General features: G+C 36.0%; 17 protein-coding genes. 10 read left to right on the top strand and 7 right to left on the bottom strand.

Features of this window, described 5'->3' with window-relative positions; genetic code table 11:
* Positions 1-20: 20 nt before the first annotated feature.
* Positions 21-1,340, bottom strand: a complete 1,320-nt coding sequence (locus AWV75_RS01680; RefSeq protein WP_060872713.1) for a TolC family protein — start codon at positions 1,338-1,340, stop codon at positions 21-23.
* On the bottom strand, positions 1,333-1,941 hold the full coding sequence (locus AWV75_RS01675) for a TetR/AcrR family transcriptional regulator (RefSeq protein WP_060872712.1): 609 nt from the start codon (positions 1,939-1,941) through the stop codon (positions 1,333-1,335). Before AWV75_RS01675 ends, AWV75_RS01680 begins: the two co-directional genes overlap by 8 nt.
* Before the next feature lie 306 nt (positions 1,942-2,247).
* On the opposite strand from AWV75_RS01675, the gene AWV75_RS01670 reads away from it, so the two are divergent.
* Positions 2,248-3,225 (top strand): polyprenyl synthetase family protein, encoded by a 978-nt coding sequence (locus AWV75_RS01670; RefSeq protein ID WP_060872711.1) that lies wholly within the window; start codon positions 2,248-2,250, stop codon positions 3,223-3,225.
* Positions 3,226-3,231: 6 nt separating this feature from the next.
* Complete coding sequence (locus AWV75_RS01665; RefSeq protein ID WP_060872710.1) at positions 3,232-3,585, top strand: hypothetical protein; 354 nt, start codon at positions 3,232-3,234, stop codon at positions 3,583-3,585.
* 72 nt (positions 3,586-3,657) lie between these two features.
* Here the strand turns inward: AWV75_RS01665 and AWV75_RS01660 are convergent, their stop codons facing one another.
* On the bottom strand, positions 3,658-4,236 hold the full coding sequence (locus AWV75_RS01660; RefSeq protein ID WP_060872709.1) for a hypothetical protein: 579 nt from the start codon (positions 4,234-4,236) through the stop codon (positions 3,658-3,660).
* Positions 4,237-4,352: 116 nt separating this feature from the next.
* Between AWV75_RS01660 and AWV75_RS01655 the strand changes: the two genes are divergently transcribed.
* Positions 4,353-7,124: a 2-oxoglutarate dehydrogenase E1 component gene (locus AWV75_RS01655; RefSeq protein WP_060872708.1), complete on the top strand. Its 2,772-nt coding sequence runs from the start codon at positions 4,353-4,355 to the stop codon at positions 7,122-7,124.
* Between the two features lie 48 nt (positions 7,125-7,172).
* Positions 7,173-8,399: a 2-oxoglutarate dehydrogenase complex dihydrolipoyllysine-residue succinyltransferase gene (gene odhB / locus AWV75_RS01650; protein WP_060872707.1), complete on the top strand. Its 1,227-nt coding sequence runs from the start codon at positions 7,173-7,175 to the stop codon at positions 8,397-8,399.
* A gap of 147 nt (positions 8,400-8,546) precedes the next feature.
* Here the strand turns inward: odhB and AWV75_RS01645 are convergent, their stop codons facing one another.
* Complete coding sequence (locus tag AWV75_RS01645; RefSeq protein ID WP_060872706.1) at positions 8,547-8,771, bottom strand: hypothetical protein; 225 nt, start codon at positions 8,769-8,771, stop codon at positions 8,547-8,549.
* 420 nt (positions 8,772-9,191) lie between these two features.
* Between AWV75_RS01645 and AWV75_RS01640 the strand changes: the two genes are divergently transcribed.
* The 3 genes from AWV75_RS01640 (at position 9,192) to dgt (ending at position 12,295) form a co-directional block, all read left to right on the top strand.
* Positions 9,192-10,100: a DnaJ domain-containing protein gene (locus tag AWV75_RS01640; RefSeq protein WP_060872705.1), complete on the top strand. Its 909-nt coding sequence runs from the start codon at positions 9,192-9,194 to the stop codon at positions 10,098-10,100.
* A 123-nt stretch (positions 10,101-10,223) separates the two neighbouring features.
* Positions 10,224-10,928 (top strand): AAA family ATPase, encoded by a 705-nt coding sequence (locus tag AWV75_RS01635; RefSeq protein ID WP_060872704.1) that lies wholly within the window; start codon positions 10,224-10,226, stop codon positions 10,926-10,928.
* Between the two features lie 23 nt (positions 10,929-10,951).
* Complete coding sequence (dgt, locus tag AWV75_RS01630) at positions 10,952-12,295, top strand: dGTP triphosphohydrolase (protein WP_060872703.1); 1,344 nt, start codon at positions 10,952-10,954, stop codon at positions 12,293-12,295.
* 66 nt (positions 12,296-12,361) lie between these two features.
* Here the strand turns inward: dgt and AWV75_RS01625 are convergent, their stop codons facing one another.
* From AWV75_RS01625 to rplU, 3 genes are all read right to left on the bottom strand, one after another.
* Positions 12,362-13,693, bottom strand: a complete 1,332-nt coding sequence (locus tag AWV75_RS01625) for a hypothetical protein (RefSeq protein ID WP_060872702.1) — start codon at positions 13,691-13,693, stop codon at positions 12,362-12,364.
* A 321-nt stretch (positions 13,694-14,014) separates the two neighbouring features.
* Positions 14,015-14,275 carry a 50S ribosomal protein L27 gene (gene rpmA, locus AWV75_RS01620; protein ID WP_002989789.1) on the bottom strand — a complete coding sequence of 87 codons (261 nt, stop codon included), beginning with the start codon at positions 14,273-14,275 and terminating at the stop codon, positions 14,015-14,017.
* A gap of 24 nt (positions 14,276-14,299) precedes the next feature.
* A complete protein-coding gene (gene rplU / locus AWV75_RS01615; RefSeq protein WP_002989791.1) occupies positions 14,300-14,662 on the bottom strand; it encodes a 50S ribosomal protein L21 in 363 nt (120 codons plus the stop codon).
* 466 nt (positions 14,663-15,128) lie between these two features.
* Between rplU and AWV75_RS01610 the strand changes: the two genes are divergently transcribed.
* From AWV75_RS01610 to AWV75_RS01600, 3 genes are all read left to right on the top strand, one after another.
* Entirely contained in the window at positions 15,129-16,448 is a 1,320-nt protein-coding gene (locus tag AWV75_RS01610; RefSeq protein ID WP_002989794.1) for a M16 family metallopeptidase, read from the top strand.
* A gap of 21 nt (positions 16,449-16,469) precedes the next feature.
* A complete protein-coding gene (locus AWV75_RS01605; protein WP_060872701.1) occupies positions 16,470-18,515 on the top strand; it encodes a M16 family metallopeptidase in 2,046 nt (681 codons plus the stop codon).
* Positions 18,516-18,746: 231 nt separating this feature from the next.
* Positions 18,747-19,136 (top strand): heavy-metal-associated domain-containing protein, encoded by a 390-nt coding sequence (locus AWV75_RS01600; RefSeq protein WP_060872700.1) that lies wholly within the window; start codon positions 18,747-18,749, stop codon positions 19,134-19,136.
* The last annotated feature ends 25 nt before the right edge of the window (positions 19,137-19,161 follow it).

Below are 19,161 nucleotides of genomic sequence, written 5' to 3'. Positions count from 1 at the left end.
GTTTGAGATTTGATAAAGAATTAGTCGAGTAAGGTTTTTAATTCTCCTTGTGATTTGATGATTTGAATTTCAGCAAGTTTAAAGTCAAGTAGTGCAGTGGTGTAATTGTTCTCTGCTTCTGTATAGGCATTTTCTGCATTCAGTAAATCAGTTAAGGACGCTAAACCATGCTTGTAATTGTTTTGCATATTCGTTAAAATACTATGCGCTAAATCCACATTTTCTTTTTGGAGGTTGATGGTAATCAAGGCATTTTCAATCGATTTCTGTGCATTGGCAAAATCTAAAGCCAAGGCTTGTTTGGTATCATCTAATTGAACGTCAATTTTCTCGATGTCAATTTTGGCCTGTCTCACTCTTGATCGGGTTTCAAAACCATTGAAAATAGGGAGTTTTAATGATATTCCTACCGCTGAAGCACTTGTCCAGAATACACCATCACTCGGTTTATTTCCCCATGGGAATTTATCCCCCATCCCTTGATAACCAAACGTACCAAAGGCCGCTAAAGAAGGATAATAATCCGCTTGGATAGATTTGAGTTTATAGGCTAACAATTCTTTTTGCTTCTCCAATAAGTGTATTTCAGTTCTCGTGTCAATTTTATTTTCAGCTAGAATGGCACTCTCATCTATGCTGAACGTGTTTTCAGGCAATTGAATGGCGGTTTGTAAATCCATTCCCATGAAAAACTTCAATGCATTTTCTTGTAAATCAATAGCATTGATGATTTGTTGTCTGTTTGCTTTTAAGTTGCTCAAACTTACTTTGGTACGATCTAAATCAATTTGCGTAGCTAAACCGTTACGGTGCAAATCTTCAATGATATCTTTGATGCGCGTTGTACTGCTTATCGTGGTATCAAGGGTTTTTAACATCGCTTTCGATTGAAATACTTGATAGTACGTTGAGGCTACTTTTTCGATGATTTGCTCATCCGTTAGCTCTTTGTTGATGATGTAAAACTCTTTAGCTGAACGCGCTGCTTTTAAACCCATAAATACTGCCTGATTAAATAATATTTGCGAGGCAGTAGCAGTAACTTGGGAATTCCATTTCAAATTGAAAGGAATCATTTGCGTTTGGCCACCTAGCGTTAAAGGCATCTCCTGAATTTTGACGTTATTGGCAATATTGGCTTCAACATTTAAATGCGGAAGCGCATTGGCTTTCACCTCTTGAATTTGATAATCACTGTTGGTAATGTCTAAAGCTGCTTGTCTGGCTTCTGCTTTGTGCTCCAAAGCATAGTGTAAAGCTTCTTGTAAGGTCAAAGGCTCTTGCGCCCAAAGACAAGCACAGAGCAATAGACTACATAGGGTTAAGAAGGTCTTATTCATTTTTGATGCTTTCTTTTAATTCTAAGTATTGTTTCAATCCTTTTTCTGTGGTGATGCTGCGAATGTGATGCTCGAGATGTAAAGCATGTAACTGCATATGGGTGTATTCTTCAGGCTCAAAATAATCCTGGTCATCGAGTAATACTACAGAGGCGATGTGTAAGCGAGCTGTAAATTCAACATCGAGATTTGCGCGGTATACCCCTTCTTTGATTCCTTTTTCTAAGTTGCGTTCAATAATACCCACGTATTTTTTCTTGTGTACAATCTTTTGTTTTTGTGCAATCTTCGGGTAATACTTGTTTAGTTGGTATAAACAAACAGAGGTTTCTATTGCAAAAACTTCATTCATATTATTGTGTGCTGCTATAATTTCTGCTACAGCAGGTCTGTTTTGTGCAATAACTAGTTCTAATGATTTTAAGAATTTATCATTGATATAAACCAAACACTTTTCAATTAACTCAGGTTTAGAAGCATAGTGCTGATAGATTGTCTTTTTAGATATAGACAGCTCAGCTGCAATATCGTCCATTGTTATGCTTTTAAATCCTTGAGATAAAAACAAATGTGTTGCTTTTTCTAGTATTAAAGTTTCCATATATCTCTTTTTAGTCGGACAAATATAGACAGGAAACTTATATCGTTTAAAAGTTTCCTTTTTTATTATAAAAACTTTAACATCGAGAAAAGTTTCCACTATATATCAGGTGGAAAAATAAAGTAGGAGAAGGAGGAACAGATGCAGAAGTAGATAAAAAAGAAGGAGGGTTGTCCGTTGTTTTCAAGAAAAACTAGTGGATTACTAATCTATTTTTAGGATATTTGCGGCAGTCAAAAGGTAGAATAGCCGAGAGAAACGAAAAGTCTTTAAAAAACGCGTATTTTTACCAAAATTTTTTTGAACATGCAGTCAATAGCAAAATATAAAGAACAGATCGCAGACTATCTCAATTCAATTCAATTAGATGGGCAACCCATAGAACTTTATGAACCTATTTCTTATATTCTTTCTTTAGGAGGAAAACAGATTAGACCGGTTTTAACGTTGATGGCAGCGGATGTTTTCAATGAAGATCCTACAAAAGCTATTTATGCGGCAACAGCGATTGAGTTGTTTCACAACTTTTCCTTGATGCATGACGATATCATGGATGATGCTTCTTTGAGAAGAGGGCATCAGACCGTACATGAAAAATGGGATGTCAATACAGCTATCCTTTCTGGGGATGCTATGTTGATTTTAGCTTATCAATATTTTGAACACTACGAGCCTGTTATTTTTAGAGATTTGGCGAAGTTGTTTAGTAAAACAGCTATTCAAGTTTGTGAAGGACAACAATACGATATTTGTTTTGAAGGACGTTCAGATGTACAGATTGCACAGTACATCAAGATGATTGAGTACAAAACGGCAGTTCTAGTTGCAGCAGCGTTAAAAATGGGAGCTATTGTTGCAAAAACGACAGCAGAAAACGGGGATCAGATTTATAACTTTGGTTTAAATTTAGGAATTGCGTTCCAACTATTAGATGACCACTTAGATGCCTTTGGAGATGAAGCAACATTTGGTAAACGAATTGGAGGCGATATTCTAGAAAATAAAAAAACGTTTTTATATTTAAAGGCCTTAGAACAAGCCAATCCTGCACAAAAAGAGGAGTTACTCCATTTTTATGCGACAGTGGATTGTGCGGATCAAGAACAAAAAATTACCCGTGTCAAACAACTCTTTATTGAAACAGGATCACAACAAGCATCCTCACAGTTGATTGAACAATATACGGAAGAGGCATTGAAGATTTTAGATATCTTGGCTATTGAAGAAGATAAAAAAGAATTACTTCGCGTTTTCAGTAAAGAATTAATGAACAGACAAATGTAAAAATAGATGGAAGTAGCAGTCACTTATCTCGAGAATCAATTAAAGGAGCAGGATAATTTATTTGAACTTTTGGTTCAACAAGTGGAGCGCGACTTTAGAATGAGTGTGGATGAGGATTTGGCGTTTCCTGTTTCAACTCCTCTTGAGTTAGTTCAACAAATTCAAGAAGTGTTGGAAGCTATTGCTTCTCGAACTCCTGCAAAGCTATCCATGTTGTTGTACCGCATTGATGTTGCAGAAAAGGATATCCGAGCCCTAGAAGAAGGGGATGTTTTTAATTACTTTCAACAATTGACGTACCTGATTGTGAAACGCGAGTTTCAAAAGGTGTATTTCCGAGCGAGTTTATCCAAAGAGTAATAGATAAAAAAAGAGCCGATTTGTTTAATCGGCTCTTTTTTTGTACCTTATCGGTTCAGGTTAAGGTGTTTATTAGAAGTATACGCGAATAAAGGGCATAAAAGCACTTCCGTATACCATATCTTTTTCTCGGTATAATACATTGTATCGAATTCCTACTGTGGCAGGTCCACTACTGTATCCTGCACCTAAGAATAAGGCGGTATTCCAAAAGTTGGCATCCAACTTGTGTACATCCTCTTTATAGGTATAGGTGTTGTTGACACGCAATTGTTCTAGTTCAATGGACAGCTGCAGTTGAGGGATGGGATTAGAAAGCGCAATCAAGCTTCCACCATAAATCCAAGATTGGTATTCTTTTACACTACTATAGTAAAAAGAGCGATTTTTGCTGTTGATGTAACTTCCTTGTAAACCCACACCTAGATTCAAATAAGGGTTCACTTCGTACAAGGCACTTGGCGCTAACATCACATCGGTATACCCATTGCCAAAGCCCAATCCGAAGCCTCCTCCGAATCTCCATTTTTTGACAGAATCGTAATTTTCTGAGTTATTTCGGTTTTGTTGTGCAAAAAGTGAAAAATTGGACAATAAAAAAAATGAAAAAATGAATAAAACACTCATTTTTTTGACATAAAATCTTCTCATAGCTGTTTTATGAAATTGTTGTGAGATAAAAATAAGAAAAAGTTTATACTTTTGTAATCAAAGAGTTGTATTTTTGTATATATAATATTTAATCAATAGGTCTTTAGACGAAAATTATGGATAGATTTTCCTTTTTAAACGCGGCACACACTGCATTTTTTGCAGATTTGTATGATCAATATTTAGAAAATCCAGATAGCGTAGAACCAAGTTGGAGAGCCTTCTTTCAAGGTTTCGATTTTGCAAATGAATTTAGTGACGGCACAGTAGAGAAAGTAACGTATGTTTCATCCCCAACAAATAATTCAAATACAGGTAGTTCGGTTGATACAAGCCAAATTACAAAAGAGTTAGCTGTACTAAAACTAATCGATAGCTACAGGACTTATGGACACCTATTGACTAAAACAAACCCGCTTAGAGAAAGAAGAGTCGTTCATCCCGATTTAAGTTTAGAGAAATTTGGATTGTCTTCCGCTGATTTGAATACTACATTCGACGCAGCTAAAGCAATTCAATTACCTGCTTCATCTTTAGCACAAATTATCGCTCAATTAGAGAAAATTTACTGTGCGACATTGGGAATTGAATTCAAATATATCACAGATGAAAAAGAAGTGAACTGGATTCAAGACCATTTCGAAATCCCAGAAGCAAAATTTAACGCAGAAGAGAAGAAAGAAATCTTACATAAATTAATTGAAGCTGTTTCTTTTGAGAACTTCTTAAATACAAAATATGTAGGTCAAAAGCGTTTCTCATTAGAAGGTTTAGAAGCTGCTATCCCAGCGATGGACTTTTTAATTGAATCTGCTGCGGCAAAAGGAGTAGAGGAAATCGTAGTAGGTATGGCACACCGTGGTCGTTTGAACGTTTTGGCTAACGTATTCAAAAAACCAACACAAGAGATCTTCTCAGAGTTTGACGGAAAAGACTATGATGCTGTAGAAGGATATGACGGAGACGTAAAATACCACTTAGGATTAAGCTCAACACGTAAAACGCGCTCAGGTAAAGATATCCACGTAAACTTGACGCCAAACCCTTCTCACTTAGAGACGGTTGGTGCTGTTATTGAGGGAATTGCACGAGCAAAACAAGATACAATATTCGCTAGCCAGCCTTCAAAAGTATTGCCAATCGCTTTACACGGAGATGCTGCTATTTCAGGACAAGGAATTGTGTATGAAATCGTGCAAATGGCTCAGTTAAGAGGATATAAAACAGAAGGTACGATCCACATTGTGTTAAACAACCAAGTTGGATTTACTACAAACTACACAGATGGACGTTCATCAACGTATTCAACAGATATCGCGAAAGTTACCGCTTCTCCTGTATTGCACGTAAATGCAGATGATACAGAAGCAGCAGTACGCGCATTTTTATTTGCTTTAGAATACCGTATGACATTCGGAAGAGATGTATTCATCGATTTAGTAGGGTACCGTAAATATGGACACAACGAGGGAGATGAACCAAAATTCACGCAACCTCTTTTATATAAGTTAATTGCAAAGCATCCAAATGCTAGAAATATCTATAACGCAAGATTGTTGGAAGACAAAATTGTAGACGAAAGTTTTGTGAAAGACTTAGAACAACAATATAAAGATGTATTAGAACAAGATTTACAAATTTCTCGTGAGAATGAATTTGCTAAAATCAGAACGTTCATGCAAGAAAACTGGAAAGATTTCAGAACAGTAGACGAAAAAGAAATGGTTGTGGATTATGACACGAAAGTGTCTAAACAAGTATTGACGGATATTGCTGAGGTAATTACCAATCTTCCAGAAGATAAAAAATTCATTAGCAAAGTAAAACGTCTAATCGGAGACCGCAAAGCGATGTTCTTTGAAAACGATAAGTTAGACTGGGCAATGGGTGAATTATTGGCTTACGGATCTTTACTTTCAGAAGGGTATGATGTACGTATGTCAGGACAAGATGTAGAACGCGGTACGTTCTCTCACCGTCACGCTGTAGTTAAAACAGAAGATACAGAGGAACTAGTTGTTTTATTAAATGAGTTGAAAGATCAAAAAGGACAAATGAGAATTTACAATTCTTTATTGTCTGAATATGCTGTTGTTGGATTTGAATATGGATATGCTTTGACTAATCCAAATACATTGACAATCTGGGAAGCACAATTTGGAGATTTCTCTAACGGAGCTCAAATTATGCTAGATCAGTACATTTCTGCAGCAGAAGATAAATGGAACAACCAGAATGGTTTAGTGATGTTGTTGCCTCACGGGTATGAAAACCAAGGTGCAGAGCACTCTTCTGCTCGTTTGGAACGCTATTTACAGCTTTGTGCAGAACACAATATGTTCGTTGCAAACTGTACAACACCAGCTAACTTCTTCCACTTATTGAGAAGACAAATGGTAACTGATTTCAGAAAACCATTAATCGTAATGTCGCCTAAGAGTTTATTGAGACATCCATTAGCTACTTCAACAATTAGCGATTTAGCAGAGGGTAAATTCCAATATGTAATTGACGATGCAGCTGTAGATAAAGCAAAAGTGAAATCATTGGTATTCTGTTCAGGAAAATTCTACTATGATTTAGTAGCGAAAAGAGAAGAACTAGGAAGAGAGGATATTGCATTTGTGCGTTTAGAGCAATTGTTCCCATTGCCAATCGAGCAAATCAAAGAAGTAATTGCTTCTTATCCAAATGCAGATGATTTCGTATGGGCACAAGAAGAACCGAAAAACATGGGAGCTTATGGGTATATGTTGATGAATTTTGACGAGAAACCATTGCGCTATGCAGGTAACAAGGCTTACAGTGCACCAGCATCAGGTAGTTCAACACGTTCTAAAAAGCGTTTTGCCTATGCAATTGAGAAAGTTTTTAATAAGAACTTATAATAAAAAAAGAGTATTTTTACATAACAATATTTAATTAAAGAATATACGATGAGCATCTTAGAAATGAAAGTTCCTTCACCAGGTGAATCAATTACAGAGGTTGAAATTGCTACTTGGTTGGTAAAAGATGGAGACTATGTTGAAAAAGACCAAGCAATTGCTGAGGTTGATTCAGATAAAGCAACATTAGAATTGCCTGCTGAAGCAAGTGGAATCATTACTTTAAAAGCAGAGGAAGGTGACGCAGTAGCGGTAGGTCAAGTGGTTTGTTTAATCGATACTAGTGCTGCAAAACCGGCAGGAGGTTCTTCTACTGAGGCTAAGCCTGCGGCTGAAGCTCCAAAAGCAGAGGCTCCAAAAGCAGAACCTGTACAAGCGCCTGCAGCTGCAGCAACGTATGCAACAGGAACAGCTTCTCCAGCGGCTAAGAAGATACTAGATGAGAAAAATATTGATGCTGCTACAGTTTCTGGAACAGGAAAAGATGGTAGAATCACAAAAGAAGATGCTTTAAACGCGAAACATTCGATGGGTACTCCAACAGGAGGACCAAGAGGAGAAGAGCGTAAAAAAATGTCTATGTTACGTCGTAAAGTAGCAGAGCGTTTGGTTGAAGCTAAAAATACAACAGCAATGTTAACTACGTTTAATGAGGTTAACTTAACAAACGTAAACAAGCTAAGAAGCGAATATAAAGACGCGTTCAAAGCAAAACACGGCGTTGGTTTAGGATTCATGTCTTTCTTTACAAAAGCGGTTACTCGTGCTTTAGCCTTGTACCCAGATGTAAATTCTATGATTGACGGACAAGAGCAAATTAAATATGACTTCTGTGATATTTCAATTGCAGTATCTGGACCAAAAGGATTAATGGTTCCTGTAGTTCGCAACGCTGAATTATTGTCTTTCCGCGGTGTTGAAGCTGAAATTAAACGTTTAGCAACAAGAGCACGTGATGGACAAATTACAGTAGATGAAATGACAGGTGGTACATTTACAATCACAAATGGTGGTGTATTTGGATCGATGTTATCTACGCCAATTATCAACCCTCCACAATCTGGAATCTTAGGAATGCACAATATTATTGAGCGTCCAATCGCAGTAGATGGAAAAGTTGAAATTCACCCAATGATGTATGTAGCGTTATCGTATGACCACCGTATCATCGACGGACGTGAATCAGTAGGTTTCTTAGTAGCAATCAAAGAAGCATTAGAAAACCCAACTGAATTGTTGATGGATAACAATCCTAAAAAAGCATTAGAACTTTAATAGATAAAGGTTTATATAAAAAAAAGGCAACTCGTATAGTTGCCTTTTTTTATTAGAAGTTACGGGTTAAGGTAAAGGCATAAAAAAGGAGACAATTACCCATTATCTCCTCAATTCCTTTATAGCCTTTCGCCTAAATAAAGCTATTTATTCTTCATCTGCTAAGAAAAACTTCATCGACTTCATTGGATAAGCTGTTCTACTTTTTCCACTTGGATTCGCAATTACCGTTTTGATACTAATCATATCTCCTAATTTGAATTGAGCTTCTGTGTATTGGTAATCCAACAAATAAGGTCCACAAAAATAGTTTCCTAATTCGTCCTTTTCTATAATCCCTCTAAATATTCCTTTTTTCGTTTCTTTCGACATGGTCTTGTTATTTTAATGGACAAAGATACGATAGAAAAAGGTTTTTTGGAGAGGTTTCTGATTTTGTTATTTGAATAGGGTTAGATGATGAGGGGGGTAGATGGTGAGATGGTGAGGCGTTGAGAGGGTGAGGTGTTGAGAGGGTGAGGTGTTGAGAGGGTGAGGTGGTGAGAGGGTGAGGTGGTGAGCAAACCCCATAACTCATAAGCCGTAACCCATAACTCATAAGCCGTAACCCATAACCCCTAACTCATTACCCATAACTCATAACCCCTAACGATTAGGGCCGCGAATAAAGAAAACAAGAAAGGAGAATTAACGGCAGATTTATTTTGTTAACTGCTGGTATTGCGCTACATTACCTCTCTATTAGATAAGATGTCTTCCGTGATTAGGAGACAAAGAAAGAAGGTCAAGTATATGCGCAGCTATTATGCTATTTTAGAAGTGAATCCCACAGCTAGTTCAAACGAGATTAAACAAGCGTTTCGACGATTATCTAAGTTGTATCATCCCGATATGAATCAAGGCAACACAACCTATCAAAATAAGTTGTTTGAGGTAATTAAAGCGTATGAGGTGCTTGGGAATGAGGCTGAACGAAAAGCATATGACTTGACGCTATATCAATCGACTTCGACTGCTTCTAGTACACAATCAACCAGGCAGGCTCAACCCACAGCAGATTACTATAAACCTGAAGTGGTGAATTTCAGTTGTAATCAAACGTATTTCTTCATGGGAGATTGGATTGAAATTAGCTGGGAGTGTAAACAAGCAGATATGATTCGAATCTACCCGATGGGCTATATGGATGAATTAAGGGGGAAGGTTATTTATCGCGTAAAGGAATTGGATGCGAAGTACCTATCATTTGAGTTAACAGCGACCAATAAGTATAGTGCACATGTGGAAAAGCGAAGTATTCACTTGAACAATGGCGTGTATATGAATTTCACAGAAGCAAACCTACAAGATCAGGTGAATTATGCAAATCCTCACCATTGGAGTATGGGATTTCTAGCGCCTTTAGGGAGAAGTTCAAGAAAGGATTACGGATTGCGTGTGGCCCTTCTCGGAAGCCTATTTTTAAGTGCGTTTTTTTATGCCCCTTATTTTAAAGTTGAAGGGACTTATTCTTTTATTTGTACTGCCTTAATTTATGTCTTGATCATTTGTTCTGCTCGACGTCTTCACGATGTCAATCGACATGGAATACTCGCTTTGCTGTTGTTGATTCCGTTATTGAATATTGCGGTGTTGCTTATCTTACTCTTGTTAAAAGGAGAAGACTTACCCAATAAGCACGGACGTAAACCTAAGTTTTAACTGGATTAAATTGGTTTAAATAGAGCTTGTTTTTCCTTTGCTTTTTTACAGAAACTCGTTGGAGTGTAACGTTTTTTTTAGCTTATATTTGTAGTTAATAATGTTCAAATCCTATTTTTTGAGATGAGTTCTTTGTATTATATCGATCGAACGGATACTCGCTTAGAAGACGTTATGTTTACTGAAGCAGTAGCAAGAGAAATCGAAGCGTTCTTAAAGGAATATAAGTACCGTGAAATCTTGACGAAATACAACCTACCAGTAAGTAATAAGATCTTACTCTACGGTAAAACAGGTTGTGGTAAAACAATGACCGCAAAAGCCATTGCAAAACAGTTAGATAAAAAGCTAATCATTGTAAACTTGGCGACTATTGTTTCGTCTAAACTAGGTGAAACAGCAAAAAATATCGAAAGTCTATTTAAGGAAATTCAATATGAGAGTGCTGTTTTGTTTTTTGATGAGTTTGACTCTTTAGGGCAAATTCGCGATTATGACAACAAAGATAATAGTGAGATGAAACGCGTGGTCAATGCCATCTTACAACTCATTGATAACTTTCCACAAAAGTCTATTTTAATTGCTGCGACCAATCAAATACAAATGATTGATGAAGCATTAGTGCGCCGTTTTGAGTTAAAACTCGAATATACAGCACCGGAAAAAGAGGCTTTGGATTTGTATTACGATAAAATGTTGGCTGTTTATCCTGCGGAGTATGCAACTGTAGAACGATTGTATGATATTTCGTATGCAGAGGCCAAGACCCATATTTATCGTACGGTGAAAAACAATATTATTACCAGCCAACTAGAGTTAGAAAATTAGTAAAGAATAAAAGAATAGAATATATGATGAAATGGGAAAAGTTACTGTCTTTAAAGAAGCACGGTGACACATTTGTACGAAATCGCTTAGATGAGAGTCAGACGAGAATTGGTTTTGAAGTAGATTATGATCGCATTATCTTTTCTTCTCCTTTTCGCAGTTTACAAGATAAAACACAAGTTATCCCTTTATCAAAAACAGACTTTGTTCACACAAGGTTGACCCATAGTTTAGAAGTTTCTGTGGTAGGTCGTTCATTAGGACGAAATGTAGGAGAGAAGCTCTTGAAGAAATATACCTATTTGTCGGAAGAATACGGTTATACCGTTAATGATTTTGGCGCTATTGTTGCCGCAGCGTCTTTAGCCCATGACATTGGAAACCCTCCATTTGGTCATTCTGGAGAAAAGGCAATTGGCGATTATTTTAGTCGAGGTAAAGGCCAAGTATTCAAAGAGCAGTTGACAGAAAAAGAATGGCAAGACTTGATTGATTTCGAAGGAAATGCCAATGGTTTTTCAATTTTGACGAAATCGCGTCCTGGTATTGAAGGAGGATTGCGTATTTCTTATGCAACCTTAGGTGCTTTTATGAAATACCCGAAGGAGAGCTTACCTAAAAAACCGACACGTGATATTTCGGATAAGAAGTATGGTTTTTTCCAAGGGGACAAAGAAGCATTTATTGATGTAGCATCTGAATTGGGAATGATCATGAAAGATGATCGTGTAGAAACGGCATTCTATCGTCATCCACTGGCTTATTTAGTAGAAGCAGCGGATGATATCTGTTATACCATTACCGATTTTGAAGATGGGATTAATCTAGGATGGATTCCAGAAGAACACGCCTTGGAGTTCTTGATTATGATTGTTCAAAATAGCATCAATACACAAAAGTATTCGCAGCTAAATTCGAAAGAAGATCGCGTGAGTTATTTGCGCGCTTTGGCCATCGGAAGTTTAATTGATGACGTCACTCGATTGTTTATTGAAAATGAAGAAAAGATTTTAGCTGGTGATTATCCTTTTGCTTTGACAGAGAAGTGTTCTTACATTGCTCAAATGAAAGATATTCTAGCTGTAAGCATCAATAACGTCTATCAGAGTAAAGAAGTAATTGAGAAGGAAATCATCGGGTACCAAGTAATAGAAACGCTTTTAGAACGCTTTATTACGGCTACAAATAATCGTTATTATGGGGAAGATAACCATTATGATGGATTAATTATTAAATTACTTCCTGAACGCTACATTATAGAAAGTGATAGCATGTACGAACGCTTGATGAGTATCTGTCATTTTGTTTCGATGCTGACGGATGGTAAAGCATTAGAATTGTATCATACCATAAAAGTAACCAAATAAAAAAAGGGCTTTTGAAATTAATTTCAAAAGCCCTTTTTCATTATTTAAACAAATATGGAAATGCGATTATTTTTTAGTCGTTGGAATCCAAACGTGAGCGTAAGCCATCATTCCTCCATCCCATGTTTTCATAGCATCTGGAGCAGCAAGTGCTTTTGCTTCTTCTAGTGTCATTCCAATTACGTTTCCTTTACTCGTAGAGATAGATGTTACACCACCTTTTGTTGCAATAGCAAATGTTGCTTTTGTTCCATCTGCGTAATCTCTAACGTATAATGTTAAGAATTGTCCATTTCTTTCTGCGTAGTATCCTGCAGAGTTAGTGATTTCGAAAATGATTTGTCCTTTCGTTTTGTCTTCAAAAACTTTTCTCAATTCTAATTTTCCACCTTCATCAAAGGTACCTGATCCTGTGAAATCTCCCATGAATAAGAATGCTTCGTTGTTTTCTCCCACTGTGAATTGATAGTATCCTAAGTTATTGCCAATTATAGCAGAAACATAAGTACCTTTTAATCCTTCAAATGAAGTTTCACTACCTTCTTTTGTGTAAGTATTAAATCTATTTTCAGTTAAGTCAGTTGCTAAAGCAAATTCAGCTTCTGCTTTCGTTTTTGCATCTGCTTCACCAAACGTTAATCTTGCTACATCTACTGTATTAGCTGTGATGTTTTTTAATTGAACCACGTAGAATGTTCCCGCTTTTTCAGCTAAACCTTCAAGTAAGATTTTGTTGGTATTTGTATTGTGCTTTAAAACTTTCATGTCATATGAACCATTGAAGTTTACTGTTTCATTTGAGAAAGTATAGAAATAAGTATGTCCTGATTGTGAGAAAACGTATTTTCCTTGTACAGGAAGATTAATCTTTTCTGAAGGCTCACCATTCATTTTAGTTAATTTCAACCAGCCAAATTTGTTGTTTGCATGATCTGGTGTTGAATTTCCACTTGCAGGGTAAACCGCTTTAATTGCTTCAATTTCTGAAGTGAATGAATAGTCAATATTGATGTCTAATGATTCTCCTTCTTTAATATTGCGCAAGAAAAATGCTTTGTATTCACTTGCTGTTTCATGTTTCGAAACTACTTTTAATACACCATCTGCATTTTTATAGATTTTGATGATGTTATATAGGTCATCTTCTTGTCCGCTTCCTGCCATTAATGACATTTGCATCGAGATTGATTTCTTTTTAAAATCAAATGGAATTGGATTTCCAGCATGGCCGTAAGCGTAAGTGCCTTCAAAATGAAGTTCAGTACCTACTTCTGTTTGTCCATTTTCATCTGGTTTCTCTGTTCTGATTACGTTATCGTCACTAGAACAACTAGTAGTACCAACTGAAATTAACGCAAATATTGCTAAAGCAGATAGGAATTTAGTTACTTTCATCATGAGTAGATTATATGTTATTAGTTATAATTTAATTTAGACCAAAAATAAATAAGAAAAACGAGATGTGCAATATTATTTTTATTTTTTCTAAATAAGAATAACGGAAGGGTGAGGATTGGGTGAGATGGGTTAACGAACAAATAACGACGAACAAATAACGACGAACAAATAACGACGAACAAAGAGCAACGAACAAAGCACAAAAGCCAAAAAACAAAAGCCAAGCAACAAAAAAACAAAGCACAAAAAAAGGTACTGTGAAAACACAGTACCTTTTTTTATTTTGTAATCTTTTATCTGTGTAAACAGATAAGTAGATTCTTAAGCTTCAAATGGTAAGATAGAAACGTAAGACTTGTTGTCTTTTTTCTTTTGGAATTTAACAACACCGTCAACTTTAGCATGTAAAGTATGGTCTTTTCCCATATAAACGTTTTCACCAGGATTATGCTTAGAACCTCTTTGTCTTACAAGGATGTTTCCAGCGATAGCTGCTTGACCACCGTAAATCTTAACACCTAAGCGTTTCGATTCTGATTCTCTACCGTTCTTCGAACTTCCGACACCTTTTTTGTGAGCCATGACGTTATAATTTTAAATTGTTAATTACTCAGCTGCTTCAGCTGTTTCTTTTTTAGTCGCTTTTTTCTTTGCTCCACCGAAGTTGATTCCTTCAATTACGATTTGAGTCAAAGCTTGTCTGTGACCGTTTTTCTTTTTGTAACCTTTTCTTCGTTTCTTTTTGAAAACGATTACTTTGTCACCTTTAAGGTGTTGTAAAACTTTAGCTTCTACAGAAGCACCTTCTATAACTGGGGCGCCTACAGTAATGTTATTGTTGTCATCAACTAAAAGAACTTTATCAAAAGTGATAGTCGCTCCTTCTTCTGTTGCCAAACGGTGAACATAAACTTTAAGGTCTTTGCTAACTTTGAATTGTTGCCCAGCTATCTCTACGATTGCGTACATAACAATAAATTATTAAGGTTTATTTAAGTGTGCAAATTTACAAATCTTTTTTAATTGGTCAAATCTTTTTGATTATTTGTTTTGTAATGTTGTGATTCGTAAGTGCTAAGTTTATAAAATAAGTAAGCTCTTCCTTCTTTTAATGGATGAAAGGATCCAAAAAACGAAAACACAAAAAAGCAAAAAAGGCAAAATGACGAAAACACAAAAAAACAGCTTCACAGCTTCACAAAGCACATTAAATAGAAAAGAATTATCTAAATAATGTAAATTCTTCTTTAATCGGAAATTGTCCAAAAAATCAAAAAGACAAAAACACAAAAAAGCAAAAAGACAGAAAGGCATCTTCTCCTCTTTAAATATCTACTAATAAAATGTTAAATTTTCCAATTTAGATTAACTCCCTTGTAACATTTCAAAAAAAGTGCGTCTAATACACGTATAAACTAAATTCAAAAACTACAAAATGAAAAGATCACTCTTGATTTTGGGCGCATTATTTTACGGAATGACAGCGTCAGCTCAAAAAGTGGAATTCGAAGAATACACGTTAGACAATGGGCTAAAAGTTATTTTACATCAGGATAAATCAGCGCCTGTTATTATTACTTCTGTGATGTATCACGTAGGAGCAAAGGATGAAAATCCAGAGCGTACAGGATTCGCGCACTTCTTTGAACACTTGTTGTTTGAAGGAACAAAAAACATTGAGCGTGGAGAATGGTTTAAGCTGGTAACAGCAAACGGAGGTAAAAACAACGCGAATACATCAGATGATAGAACATACTATTATGAGGTATTCCCGTCAAATAACTTGGAATTATCGTTATGGATGGAGTCTGAGCGTTTAATGCATCCAATTATCAACCAAATTGGTGTCGATACACAAAATGAGGTAGTAAAAGAGGAGAAGCGTTTGCGTATGGATAATCAACCTTACGGACAATTATTACCTCAAGTAAAAGAAAATTTATTCAAGAAACACCCTTACCGTTGGGCTCCTATTGGATCAATGGAGCATTTAGATGCGGCTACTTTAGAGGAGTTCTTAGCTTTTAATAAAAAATTCTATATCCCAAACAATGCGGTATTAGTTGTAGCAGGAGATTTTGAAACAGCACAAGCTAAAAATTGGATTAAGCAATATTTTGGTTCCATTGCAAAAGGAACGCCAGTAACGCGTGCTGCAATCCAAGAAGATCCAATTACAAAAGAAATCAGAGCAGAATACCAAGATCCGAATGTTCAAATTCCGATGTTAGTTCAAGCTTACCGTACACCATCAATGAAAACACGTGATGCTCGTGTATTGGATATGATTTCTTCTATCTTATCAAATGGAAAAAGCTCTAGATTATACAAGAAAATTGTAGATGAACAGAAAAAAGCGCTTGAAATCGGGGCTTTCAATTTAAGTCAAGAAGATTATGGAGCATACTTAATCTATGGTTTACCGATGCAAGGGTACACGACGGAAGACTTAGTAACTGAAATCGACAAAGAAATTGAAAAATTACAAACTGAATTAATTTCTGAACGCGATTTTCAAAAATTACAAAACGTATTAGAAAATGAATACGTAAGAGGAAACTCTGACTTAGAAGGATTGGCTCATAACTTAGCTACTTATAGCTTGTTATATGGAGATACAAATCTAATCAATACAAATATTGAAATGTATAGAGATATTACGCGTGAAGAAATCCGCGAGGTAGCTAAAAAGTATTTGAATAAAAATCAGCGATTGATTTTAGATTATACTCCAGAAAAAGACGCAAATAACTAAGGCTAAACAAGTAAAAGAAAAATGAAAAAAGTATATATATATGCAGCTAGTTTAGTTTTTGCTTTAGCAGCTGCTCAATTACAAGCACAAGATAGAAAACAACCTTTATCGGGACCAGTACCAACAGTACATGTAGGACAACCGACTTCGTTTGTATTAAAAAATGGATTAAAAGTATTGGTTGTTCCCAATCATAAATTACCTCAAGTTTCTTATATGTTAACGATTGATAATCCGTTAGTCGTAGAAGGAAATAAAGCGGGGGTAGCTTCTATTTTATCAGAAGTATTAGGAAATCAAACCAAGAAAATGTCTAAGGAGCAATTCAATGATGAGATTGATTTCTTAGGAGCAAATGTTCGCTTTTCTGCAGGTGGAGCTTTTGCAAGTGGATTATCCAAATACAACGAAACTATTTTAGGGTTATTAGCTGATGGAACTTTAAATTCTGTAATTACACAAGAAGAATTCGACAAAGCAAAAGCTCAGGTAATTGAATCTTTAAAAACAAGTGAGAAGAGCGTTTCTGCAGTTGCAAGTCGTGTAGAAGATGCTTTGTTATACGGAAAGAACACAGCAGCGGGAGAATTTGAAACAGAAGCAACAGTATCGAATGTTACTTTAGCTGATGTACAAGAATACTACGCAAAATATTTTTCTCCAAACAACGCTTATTTAGTGGTGGTTGGTGATGTTGATTACAAGAAAACAGAAAAAGCAGTAAAGTCTTTATTCAACAATTGGAAAAAATCAACAACAACGTTCACTGAAGGAACAACAAATAAAAATGTTGCTGCAACGCAAATTGATTTTGTCAATATGCCAAATGCTGTACAGTCAGAGATTGCCTTGGTGAATGAGGTGAATTTAAAAATGACTGACTCAGATTATTTCGCTGCTCTTTTAGCGAATCAAATCTTAGGTGGTGGAGGAGAAGGGCGTTTGTTCTTGAACTTACGTGAAGCACACGGATGGACGTATGGTGCATACTCTTCAATTAGTACTGCACGTAAATACCCAGGTAAATTCAGAGCGAGTGCTTCTGTACGTAACGTAGTAACAGATAGTGCTGTAACAGAATTTATTAAAGAAATCAACTTAATGCGCTCAACGCTAGTAAAGGATGATGAGTTGAAAATGGCAAAGGCGAAGTATATCGGAAACTTTGTGATGGAAATTCAAAAACCAGAAACAGTAGCGCGTTATGCTTTAAATAAAGAATTACACCAATTACCTGCAGATTTCTATGAAAACTATATCAAGAGTATCAATGCAGTAACACCACAAGATATTCAAAAAGCAGCACAAAAATATTTCTTGAATGACAATATGCGTATTGTAATTGTTGGAAAAGGAGCGGATGTTGTACCTGCATTAGAAGGGTTGAAAAAACCGATGTTCTTCTATGATAAAGAAGCTAATGCGGTTGAAAAACCTGTATTCAAAAAAGAAGTTCCTGCTGGTGTAACGGTACAAACTGTTTTAGCCAACTACATCCAAGCGATTGGGGGAGATGCTAAAGTAAAAGCAGTGAAATCGTTGATGATTACTAGCGAAGCTGAAGTACAAGGGATGAAGTTGGAGATGGTGAATAAAGTAAAAGACGGCTTTTTATCATCAGAACAAAAAATGATGGGTGCTGTAATGTCTAAGCAAGTGATTACACCTAAAATGGGGTATTCAGTTGTTCAAGGACAAAAAGCGGAGATCACTGGCGAAGAATTGAAAGAGGCGCAAGCGGAAGCAACTCCATTTAGCGAATTAAAAGCAAATGCGTCAGCTGTATTAACAGGAATTGAAGCAATCAATGGTGTTGATGCGTATGGTGTAAAAGTTGGAAATACAACAAGCTATTACGATACAACAACAGGATTAAAAGTAGCCGTTGTTCAAGAAGTAGAGCAAATGGGGCAAAAAATGCAACAAGTAGTTAACTATTCAGATTACAAAGAAGTAAAAGGAATTAAATTTCCATTCGTTCAATCGATGAATGTCGGTATTGAAATCGAAATGAAAATCAAGGAAATTAAAGTTAACGAAGGAGTTTCGGATGCAGATTTTAAATAATCTTTTTTAAAATTAATTATAATTCTTTTGAGAAGTCGCTATTCGGATAGAATAGCGACTTTTTTTGTTTACTATAAACCGTCTACTGTTAACTGTTAACTGTCCACTGTTAACCGTTTAGATTGATTCTCAAAATAAAAAGAGTGAATTGGAAGGAGGGCGGGATTTATTTTTTTGTATTTTTGTATCTTACAAAAGCATGGTATAAATCAAAGCATTAACACGAACAAGATGAAAATAGTAAAACTAGGATTAGTTGCCTTATTAGGGGGAGTTTTTTTAGTGGGATGTAAAAGTGAAACTAAAAAAGAAGCAGAGCAAGCAGAAACTGTAGAGCAAGTGGAAACAACTGCAACAGAGACAAATGAAGTGGCAGGAAACATGGAACAAGCTACCTTTCAAATTGAAGGAATGACTTGTGCTTTGGGATGTGCTAAAATGATTGAAGGAAAGTTGACTGGATTACAAGGCGTAAAAGAAGCTACTGTTGACTTTGATAGCAAAACAGCTACGGTTGTTTTTGATGACGCTAAGCAAAATGGAGAGTCGTTAACCCAAACGGTTCAGAAAATTGCAAATGGCAGTTATAAAGTAGAGAACTTAGAGGTTAAAGCGCTTTAGTCGCAAATCGCAATAGGATCAAAAA

The sequence above is a fragment of the Myroides odoratus genome (genome assembly GCF_001549985.1).
GTDB lineage: Bacteria > Bacteroidota > Bacteroidia > Flavobacteriales > Flavobacteriaceae > Flavobacterium > Flavobacterium odoratum_A.
The sequence above is the reverse complement of the archived record's forward strand: the minus strand, read 5'-3'. Positions and strand labels throughout refer to the sequence as shown.